A 7,412-nucleotide genomic window follows, 5' to 3' on the forward strand; every position below is an offset into this window, starting at 1 on the left:
GGCCGAAGTTATTCGGCCCGTCCGGCGATGGAGGACGAACTCGGCTCAGCCGGTGATCTGCGGCCCCGAAGCAGCCACGCGGCAAGCGCCACCACCAGCCCCACCCCGAGAATCACCCACCCCGCCACACTCAGCGCATGCGTCAACGCGTCGTAGACCGCCCCCGCGGCAGCGCTGGAGACGTCCTTCGGCAGGTCGTCCAGGGTCAGGCCCCGGCCCACCATGACCGCGACGGCGAGGACCGCCCCGCCGAGGCCCGCGGCCAGTGCCGTGCGGATGACCGCGCGGCGGCGGTGCACCGCCAGGAGGATGCCGGCCACCGCGAGGATCACCGCGGCCACCGGGAGCCAGAGGCCCGCCACCTGGAGCATGTGGAATCCCTTCCCGAAGGGGCCGAGGTCCGACGACTCCATGAGCGTCACCTCGGTGGGCTCGACGGGGATGCGGTCCGCGAACGGCACGCCGTCGTCCGTCAGTTGCTTCTTGACCTGCTCGGTGACCGGGGCCAGGTCGATGGTGACCGCGCCGCCGTCCGCCTGGTCGCTCAGCGCCTGCTGCACCGCTTCGTGCGCGGCTCGGTTCGCCGCGTTCCAGGCCGTCTTGAACGCCTTCGTCCCGGTGAAGGACCGCACCGCGTCCCGTACGAACGACTCGACGGTGCCCTGGAGCGGACCCGCGTCGAGCTCCTTCATCACCGAGTCGGTCACCGCACCGGCCACCGCGTCGCGCACATCGGGGTCGGAGGCCAGCGGGGCCATCGTGGCCACGTACCGATCGGCGTCCTGGATCTCGTACTTCGCCCAGGTGGAGAGCGCGCCGAGCGGCACGAGCAGGACGGCGAGGACGAGGAGGACGGCGGACAGCGGGCGTCTGAGCACGCCCCCAAGCAGAAGTCCCGCTCACGCCGGGCGCGACCGGGACGACTGCATATGGGGCAACTGATTCCCGCTGGTCATGGCTGCTGGTCAAAGCTGCTGGTTGCAGCGCAGCATCACTTCCGGTTGTAGAGCCGCATCGTCACCGGGCCGAAGACCGCCACGAGCAGCACCACCCAGCCCAGCGCCCACGCGAGGGACGAGCCCGGGGCCGTGCCCGCCATCAGCTCGCGGACCGCCGACGCGAGATGCGTGATGGGGTTGTTGTTCACGAAGGCCTGGAGCCAGCCCGGCATCGTCTCGGGCTTCACGAAGATGTCGCTGAGGAACGTCAGCGGGAAGATCACCATCATGCTGACGCCCATCACCGACTTCTCGGTGCGCAGCAGCAGGCCGAACATCGTCCACACCCAGGAGAAGGCGAACGAGAAGACGAGCAGGAGCAGTACGCCGCCCAGTACGCCCAAGGGGCCGCCGTCGGGGCGGAAGCCCAGGATGATGCCGACGGTCAGCATGACGACCGACGCGATCGCGTAGCGCAGGGCGTCGCCCAGGAGGTAGCCGACCATCACCGACGGGCGCCAGATCGGCAGCGTGCGGAAGCGGTCGAAGACGCCCTTCTCGATGTCGGTGTTGACGGAGACACCCGTGTACATCGTGATCATGACGACGGACATCACGAGGATGCCGGGGAGCAGATACTGGATGTACTCGCTCGGCGATCCGGCGAGCGCGCCCCCGAAGAGGTACGTGTACATCAGCACCATCATGATCGGGAACGCCGTCACGTCGAAGAGCTGCTCCGGCACGTGCTTGATCTTGAGCATGGCCCGCCAGCCGAACGTCAGGGACGCGGAGATCGCACTGGGGCGGGGCGGCCGGTCTCCGGAGACGAGCAGTTCGGCGAGGGACTCGGTCCGTACGGGAGCCAGGTCCTGGGCCTCGGACGTGGTGGTCGCGGTGCTCATGCCTTCGCCTCTTTCTGCTCTTCCTTCGCCGTGTCCGCCGCGGTCTTCGCCGTGTCGGTGTGGGTGTGCTGCGGGGCGCCCGTCAGGGCCAGGAACACCTCGTCCAGGCTGGGCTGGCCGAGGGAGAAGTTGTCGACGGTGATCCCGGCGCGGGCCAGTTCGGCCAGGGCGCGGGACGCCTTCTCGGCGGCGCCCCGGCCGTCGCGCTCGCCGTTGCCCACGCGGGCGGTGAGGGCGACCGGGTCGGGCTCCAGCTGGACCTCCGCGTCGAGCGCGATCCGCAGCGCCCGCGCCGCGTCCTCGCGCTGGTGCGCCTCCCTCAGCCGTACGTGCACCGAGCCCGCGCCGACCGACGCCTTCAGTTCGCCCTTGGTGCCCTCGGCGATGACCTTGCCGTCGTCGATGACGGCGATGCGGGACGCGAGGTGGTCGGCCTCGTCCAGATACTGCGTGGTCAGCAGGACCGTCGTGCCGTGCGCGACGACCGCGCGCACGATGTCCCAGACCTGGTTGCGGCTGCGCGGGTCGAGGCCCGTCGTCGGCTCGTCGAGGAAGAGCAGGTCGGGGGTGTTGAGGATGGACGCCGCGATGTCGATGCGGCGACGCATGCCGCCGGAGTAGTTCTTCACCTGGCGGGCGGCCGCGTCGCTCAGGCCGAAGGCCTCCAGGAGCTGGGTGGCCCTGGAGTACGCCGCCTTCTTGCCGTGTCCGGTGAGGCGGGCCAGGAGCACCAGGTTCTCGGTGCCGGTGAGGTCCTCGTCGACCGACGCGTACTGCCCGGTGAGGCTGACCCTGCTGCGCACGGCATCGGCTTCCCGCACGACGTCGTGACCGAAGACGTGGGCGTCGCCGCCGTCCGGGCGCAGCAGGGTGGCGAGCATCTTCACGGTGGTGGTCTTGCCCGCGCCGTTCGGGCCGAGCAGGCCGTAGACCGTGCCGGCGGGGATGGTGAGGTCCACGCCGTCCACGGCGCGGTTGTCACCGAAGGTCTTCACCAGGCCCGCGGTCTCGATGGCCACGCTGTTCATGTCGTACGCCCTCTCCACGTCAGTGGTCGTCCGTTACGAGGGCAGACCGTCCCCGGGGTGCAAACTCATCGTCCGGTGGAGCACTAGCCCGAACGGGTGTTTGCTGGAAGGTGGGGGAAAAGGGGGAACGAGGAGGTCGATCATGCGGACCACTCCGGCCCTGAGAACCACTCCGGCCGCCCTGGGAACACTCGCCGCCGCGCTCATGACCGCGGGCGCGCTGTCCCTGGGAGCTGCCTCTCCAGCATCCGCCGCTTCGCCACCCGCGCACAACGACCACAGCGTGGTCTGGGGGACGATCGTCGCCCCCGTCGACCTCAAGATCCGGGACATGCCGTCCACCGGCGCCACCATCGTCGCGAAGCTCCCGACGGACAGCCAGGACCGCGTCGAGTGCGTGACGCAGGGTTCGAGCGTGTGGGGCGACACGTCCTGGTACTGGCTGGGCGGGGTGCAGGGCTGGGCGAGTGCCGCGTACGTCGACGTCGGCGGCCGGCATGTGCCGAGCTGCGCCTCCGCTGACCCGTGCCAGCAGTACAAGCCGTGCTGGGACACGTGCGAGGGCGGCTACAACCGCTACCACTGAAGCCGCCGAGTTGCCGGGCGGCGCGGGCGGGTGTGCCCTGGATGGTGGGGCGCGCGTGCAGCGCCGCTCCGGGGGCGACCCTGTCGGACCCTGACTGGAGGAACCGTCATGGCTCACGTGGCACCCACTCCCACCGCACCGGGCGTGCTCGGCGGCTCGGCCCTCAGCAGGGCCGCGACGGCCACCGTGCTCCTCGGCGTCGTCTACGGAATCTGGGCGGCGGGCATCGCACGCGACGCCGGGCCCATCACCACCGGGAACGTCCTGCTGGGCGTCGTCGCCGGAGTCGTCGTGGCCGCGGTCTTCATGGGACTGCGTACGGTTGCTCCGCGACTGCCGCGCGAGCTGCGGGCGGCGGCCTGGGCGGCCTTCGCCGGAATCGCCTTCGGCTATCTCTACAGCCTGACCGACGCGACGGTCCTGCGGTCCGTGTTCATGTCGCTCGCGGTGGCGGGTGGCGTGCTCGCGTTCACGTTCTACCGCTACTACACGAGCGAGTGACCTCCCCATACGCCACTGTGCCCATCAGCGTCGAGCGCGCCGATGGGCACAGTGGGTGGAGCAGGTGCTGCGGTTCGGCTACTTGATCAGCCGACCTTCTCCAGTCTGTCCAGCTTGTCCAGCGCCTTCGCGAGACCGTTGGCCCACAACTGGTTGACCTTGGCCTTCTCGTTCGCGTCCGGCTGCGAGTTGGTGCACGAGGTGCCCGGACCGCCGCCGGACATCAGCTCGCTGCACGGGCCTTCGTAGTGGTCGGGAAGGCCGAGCACGTGGCCCGTCTCGTGCGCCGTCACACGGGTCGAGTCGTACTCCTGGTTCTGCGCGTAGTCCAGGAAGATGTACCCGCTGCCGTGGCCGTCCGTGCTCGCGTACGAGCCGCGCGGGTCATCGCCCTCGCGGTACTCGAAGTTCGCACCGCTGCTGCCCGCCTGGAGCTTCACGTTGGAAACCGCGCTGTTCCAGATGGAGGCGCTGCTGGCTATCTGCTGTGCGAAGGTCGGGGCACCGGAGGCGTCGTACACCACCGTGACCTGCTTCGTGCCCGGGTTGGCGGCGCGCTTCTCGGCGACCGACTTCAGGACGGCGTCGAAGAACGCCTTGTTGGCCGCGGCTTCTTCGCCGGAGCCGGCGTAGTTGGCATACCCGGAGGTGACCGACTGCTGGGCGAGCGGCGCGGTGGGGGTCGCGGCCGTCGCCGATGTCGTGCCGAGACCGGCGGCAGCGAGGCCGAAGACGGCCGCGACTGACAGGTAACGCTTGTTCATGTGGGGGGCTCCCTACTCGTTCTGTGAAAGGTGAACGGTTCGGTAACGGGAGTGTCGGGGAGCCAGGGGCGTCTGCGGATGATGGCAAGTGGTGATAGCTCCGGGCTATCGCCCGCCTTTCCCCCACCACCCCACGGGCTTCCGGACGAGGGTGTCCGTGCCCAACTCGGGCGGTTCCCGTGGGGTTTGTGAGTCTGGTGCGGTGACGTCCGCCGCTCTACGCTCACAGCCATGGAGCTCGAGGTGCGACACCTCCGCGCGCTGTGCGCCATCGCCGACACCGGCAGCCTGCACAAGGCGGCGCGCCAACTCGGCATGAGCCAGCCGTCGTTGACGACACAGCTGCGCCGCATCGAGCTGGAGATCGGCGGCCAGCTCTTCGCCCGTGAGCGCACCGGCTGCCGCCCCACCCCGCTCGGCCGCATCGCCCTCAGCCGCGCCCGGCCCCTGGTCAGCGAGATGCGGGCGCTGATCAACGAGACCAAGGCGGCCGCCGCCCGCGCGTCCGAGAGCCCGCAGCTGCGCATCGGCTCCACGGCGAACGTCGCCATACCGGGCTGGCTGCGCCGGCTGCGGCTCCGCCTGCCGCCCGGCACCGAGACCTCGCTCCAGATGGACGTCTCCGCCAACGCGCTGCTGCGGATGGTCGCGGGCGGTCAGCTCGACGTGGCCTTCGTGCACGAGGTGGAGGGGAGCCCGCTGCGGCTTCCGGAGGGGCTGCGGCGGCGGGTCCTGGTCGAGCGGGAGCCGCAGTTCGTCTTCCTCCCCGCCGATCACCCGGCGGCGGCGCAACCCGTCGTCCACCTCACGGACCTCGCCGCCGACCGCTGGATGGTGGACCCGACGGTGGACGGCGAGTGGGACGGGCTGCTCCGGGTGCTGCGCGCCGCCGGGCTCAACCCCCGTGTCCTGCACGGCGATTACCTCACCGCGTCCTCGCTCGTCGCCACCGGCGAGGTCGTCACCGTCTGCCAGCCGACCTCGCGCGCGAGACCCGACATGGCGGTCCGGCCGCTGCACGGCGACCCGCTCGGCGTGCGGCTGCTCGTGACGGCCCGTACGGAGGGGGAGCTCGACGCGGTGTACGGGGAGCTGGAGGCCGCGTACTGGGAGGCGGCGCGCCAGGCGCCCGCCTACGGGGAGTGGCTCGCGGGGCGGGCCACGGCGGCGTGACCTAGGTCCCCGCCAACCGATGACTTTCGACCTGACAGCCTCTGACCTGCGCGTTTCCCTGTTTTACGGTTCCGCGCGACCGCATCCGGCTGGTTGTTACGTTCCCTACGGATGACGCACACACAGCGCCCGTAGCTTCATGTCTGTCGCCGCCGCAAAGAGGCATAAAGACGGACAGTTCGACCGACCAGCCACAAGGGATCCGCTATGCGTGCCACCCGCCGTACCTTCCGCACCGCCCGCACCGCCGCCATCGCCACCGGAGCGATCGCCGCACTGGCCGTCCCGACGACGGCAGCCTTCGCCGCCGACGCCCCGTCCACCCCACAGGGCCAGATCGCCCCCGCCGACCGGCCCGCCGGGACCTCGGACCAGGACCAGAACGGCCAGGACCAGACCGGCAAGGACCAGGACCAGACCGGTCAGGACAAGTCCAAGGACACGGACACGGACACCGGCACGGACACCGGCACGGACACGGGAACGGACACGGATACGCAGCCGCCGAAGCCCGGCAGCTGGGAGTCGAAGGGGACCACCGACCTCGGCAAGGGCTGGTCGGCGAAGGTCGACGTCAACGGATCGGCCCGCACCGCCAAGGCCGCCATCTCCCTCAACGGCACCGCCAAGGGCTCCCTCACCGCGTACGTGAACTCCGCGAGCACCACCATCGACGGCAACACCTTCACGCTGTTCCCCGACGGCACGGTCACCGCCAAGCTCGTGGACAAGGGCAAGGACAAAGACAAGGACAAGGACAAGCCCGTCCCCGGCGGCTGGGTCTCCAAGGGCACGACCGACCTCGGCAAGGGCTGGTCGGCGAAGGTCGACGTCAACGCGTCCGCCCGCAGCGCCAAGGCCGCCATCTCCCACGACGGCACCGCCAAGGGCTCCCTGGAGGCGTACATCAAGCCGTCCACCACCAAGATCGACGGCAGTACGTTCACGCTCTCCGCCGACGGCACCATCACCAGGACGGGCGCCAAGCCGACCCCGCCGAAGCCGCAGCCCAAGCCGACGCCCGACCACAAGCGCACCCTGGTCCACCAGTACGCGAACCTCGGCGGCACCGGTTTCGACGCGAAGGTCTACAAGGTCAAGGGCGGCTACGAGGCCGACCTGATCGCCAAGGCGCCCGACACCGGCAAGAAGACGGTCTGGGACACCCTCAAGCAGTCCGGGAGCAAGCCCGCGTACGGGCAGCACAACGGCGCGCACTTCGTGCTCAACCCCGACGGCACCATGAAGGGCTGGACCGCGGGCAAGGCCGCGCACCCCACCGGCCAGAAGCCCAAGAACAACACCTCCCAGGTCGTCCCCAAGGGCGGCGTCAAGGCAGGCGCGGAAGGCCTGCACCCGGCCGGCGAGAGCACCCCGCTGATCGCGGCGGGCGGCGGCATGGCGGCGCTCGGCGCGGCGGGTCTCGGCTTCGCCCTGTACCGCAGGAAGCAGAACAACTGACGCGCAAGAAACGGCGGTACGACGGTGGGGCACCCCTTTGGAGAGGGGTGCCCCAC

General features: G+C 70.2%; 8 protein-coding genes. 4 read left to right on the forward strand and 4 right to left on the reverse strand.

The window, feature by feature from the left end:
- Positions 1-8 precede the first annotated feature (8 nt).
- The 3 genes from ACFUPX_RS43755 to ACFUPX_RS43765 all read right to left on the reverse strand — a co-directional run bounded on the left by ACFUPX_RS43755 (position 9) and on the right by ACFUPX_RS43765 (position 2,871).
- The gene (locus ACFUPX_RS43755; protein ID WP_383335278.1) at positions 9-878 is read right to left on the reverse strand and encodes a hypothetical protein; all 870 of its coding nucleotides are present in this window, start codon (positions 876-878) and stop codon (positions 9-11) included.
- A gap of 113 nt (positions 879-991) precedes the next feature.
- Positions 992-1,843 (reverse strand): ABC transporter permease, encoded by an 852-nt coding sequence (locus tag ACFUPX_RS43760; protein WP_383335280.1) that lies wholly within the window; start codon positions 1,841-1,843, stop codon positions 992-994.
- Positions 1,840-2,871 (reverse strand): ATP-binding cassette domain-containing protein, encoded by a 1,032-nt coding sequence (locus tag ACFUPX_RS43765; RefSeq protein WP_383335282.1) that lies wholly within the window; start codon positions 2,869-2,871, stop codon positions 1,840-1,842. Before ACFUPX_RS43765 ends, ACFUPX_RS43760 begins: the two co-directional genes overlap by 4 nt.
- Positions 2,872-3,013: 142 nt before the next feature.
- Here ACFUPX_RS43765 and ACFUPX_RS43770 point away from each other — a divergent pair, with 142 nt between their 5' ends.
- Together ACFUPX_RS43770 and ACFUPX_RS43775 are read left to right on the forward strand one after the other, a co-directional pair.
- Positions 3,014-3,457, forward strand: a complete 444-nt coding sequence (locus tag ACFUPX_RS43770) for an SH3 domain-containing protein (protein WP_383335284.1) — start codon at positions 3,014-3,016, stop codon at positions 3,455-3,457.
- A gap of 108 nt (positions 3,458-3,565) precedes the next feature.
- Positions 3,566-3,958 carry a hypothetical protein gene (locus tag ACFUPX_RS43775; protein ID WP_383335286.1) on the forward strand — a complete coding sequence of 131 codons (393 nt, stop codon included), beginning with the start codon at positions 3,566-3,568 and terminating at the stop codon, positions 3,956-3,958.
- A gap of 86 nt (positions 3,959-4,044) precedes the next feature.
- Here the strand turns inward: ACFUPX_RS43775 and snpA are convergent, their stop codons facing one another.
- Positions 4,045-4,722 (reverse strand): snapalysin, encoded by a 678-nt coding sequence (snpA, locus tag ACFUPX_RS43780; protein WP_383335288.1) that lies wholly within the window; start codon positions 4,720-4,722, stop codon positions 4,045-4,047.
- 231 nt (positions 4,723-4,953) lie between these two features.
- On the opposite strand from snpA, the gene ACFUPX_RS43785 reads away from it, so the two are divergent.
- Both ACFUPX_RS43785 and ACFUPX_RS43790 read left to right on the forward strand, forming a co-directional pair.
- The gene (locus tag ACFUPX_RS43785) at positions 4,954-5,895 is read left to right on the forward strand and encodes a LysR family transcriptional regulator (protein ID WP_383335290.1); all 942 of its coding nucleotides are present in this window, start codon (positions 4,954-4,956) and stop codon (positions 5,893-5,895) included.
- Positions 5,896-6,102: 207 nt separating this feature from the next.
- Positions 6,103-7,356, forward strand: coding sequence for a hypothetical protein (locus ACFUPX_RS43790; protein ID WP_383335292.1), 1,254 nt, complete (start codon positions 6,103-6,105; stop codon positions 7,354-7,356).
- Positions 7,357-7,412 lie beyond the last annotated feature (56 nt).

The sequence above is a fragment of the Streptomyces sp. NPDC057302 genome, assembly GCF_042667685.1.
Classification (GTDB): domain Bacteria; phylum Actinomycetota; class Actinomycetes; order Streptomycetales; family Streptomycetaceae; genus Streptomyces.